General features: G+C 55.4%; 1 protein-coding gene. It reads left to right on the top strand.

The features are described 5' to 3' along the window. Positions 1-38 precede the first annotated feature (38 nt). Positions 39-2,200 (top strand): AMP-binding protein (locus A6U86_RS29295; RefSeq protein ID WP_244510126.1); only part of this gene is annotated, 2,162 nt, incomplete at its 3' end.

Raw genomic sequence — 2,200 nt, 5'->3', positions numbered from 1 at the left:
TCTACACCTCCGGTTCAACCGGAAAGCCTAAAGGCGTCATGATCGAACACCGTAGCCTGGTTGCCGACGTCGAAGACGGCGTTGCCAGATATGCGATCAATTCGTCCGATCGGGTTCTGCAACTGGCCAGTTTCAGCTTCGACACGTCCGCGGAGCAGACGTTTCTGTCGCTATGGGCCGGCGCCACGCTGATTGTTCGCGCCAACGAGATATGGGGCGGGGATCAACTGATCGAGAACATGCGCAGGTTCTCTGTCTCCATCGCCAATCTTACCCCAGCCTATTTTGCCGGAACTTTCGTTGAGGATCTGAACCGGCTGCCCGCGCTTCGCCTGGTTCTTGCGGGAGGCGAGGCGCTGCCCAGCAAGGCCTTCGGCTCAAGCCGGCGGCACTTCAAGGTCTTCAATCTCTATGGCCCAACGGAGACTACCGTAACGGCATGCGCTTATCCGCTTGAGGATGGCGAGGCGACGTTCAGGGGGCCGACCGTCCCGATCGGGCGTCCGATGTCGAACACGCATGTCTATGTCGTTGATGCCCATGGCGGGCTTTGCCCTGTCGGTGTCCCCGGGGAATTGTGGATCGGCGGAGCCGGTGTCGCTCGCGGCTATCTGAACCGGCCCGAGCTGACGGCAGAGCGGTTCATCGCCGATCCGTTCAGCAAGGTTCCAGACGCCCGGGTCTATCGGACCGGGGATCTCGTGCGCTGGATGGCGGATGGCAATCTCGAGTTTCTCGGCCGCAACGACGATCAGGTCAAGATCCGCGGATACCGGATCGAGCTCGGCGAGATCGAAGCGCAATTGACGGCCTATCCTGAGGTACGTGAGGCAGTCGTCGTCGCACGGGAGGATGCCTCGAGCGACAAAAGGCTCATCGCCTATGTCGTGCCAGCATCGCAATCAGCCCGGGATGTGGAGCGTGAGAGTCAAACGGTAGCTGGATGGCAAGAAGTCTACGAGGAAGAAAACAAGCCAGAATCACCAGCTCCTTTTGGGGATGATTTTCATGGCTGGAATAGCAGCTATGATGGTCAGCCGATCCCATTGGATGAAATGGAAGAATGGCGCACCGCGACGGTCGCCAGAATTCTGGATCTTCAGCCTCAAAGGATCCTGGAAATTGGAGTTGGCACAGGGTTGCTCCTTTCGCACCTCGCCCCGAAGTGCACAGAATATTGGGGGATCGATTTTTCCCAGGCGATTATTGACAGGCTGCGGGATCAGATTGCTGTAATGCCGAGCCTATCAAGCCACACCCATGTTCGTTGTCAGGAAGCAAATGTCGTCGATGGGCTGCCAGCAGGCTCATTTGATACAGTTGTGATCAACTCGGTCGCGCAGTATTTCCCGACCCCGCAGTATCTTGTCGATGTCATCCGCCAGGCGATGGATCTACTGGGTCCCGAAGGCGCAATTTTCATAGGCGATATCCGTAGCCTGCCTTTACATCGGTGTTTTTCTACCGCCATCGAGCTGACAAATACAAAAGAGAAGCTTCCGCCTGCGTCAGTCCGCTCAGCTGTCGAGCGACGTCTTTTGCTTGAGAAAGAACTCTTGCTGGCCCCGCGTTTCTTTCTCGCGCTGCAAGATGTTATCTCTGGAATTTCCGGAGTTGATATTCGAATCAAGCGAGGCTTAGCTTCCAACGAGCTCAGTCGATATCGTTATGACGCCGTTATAAGAAAAGGCGCTGTACAGGCATACTCTGCGGCGCAACTGCCCAAAGTTTCTTGGGGCAATGATGTCGATAGCAGCGCTTCTATTCCTGCCGTCGCCGCAAGACATCCGAATGGATTTCGTCTTTGCAATGTCCCGAATGTATATCTGTATAAAGATCTATCTCTCATCGCGGATTGCGGTGAACCCGAAGTCTCCAACTATATCAACAATATTGGTCCCGATCCCATTCATGTCGAGTCCTTGGTTTCGCTCGGAGAAGCGACAGGGCATCGTGTCGTCGCAACCTGGGCGCATAATTCTCCATACGGGGAATTGGACGTTCTCTTTTTGCCGGGGAATTGGAGTAGGCTAAAGGACCTTTATCTCCCGCATCCTGTCACCGGAGAGTACGCAGATTTTGCCAACAATCCGTCGAAATTCGAGATTGTAGGCCTTGCGGGGGTATTGCGGGGACATTTGTCGGCGTCCCTGCCAGATTACATGGTTCCTGCAGCCTTTGTGGTGCTTGATGAGCTGCC

It is taken from the genome of Rhizobium sp. AC27/96, assembly GCF_001692325.1.
Lineage (GTDB): Bacteria > Pseudomonadota > Alphaproteobacteria > Rhizobiales > Rhizobiaceae > Rhizobium.
This window is presented reverse-complemented; position numbering and strand designations above follow the sequence as displayed.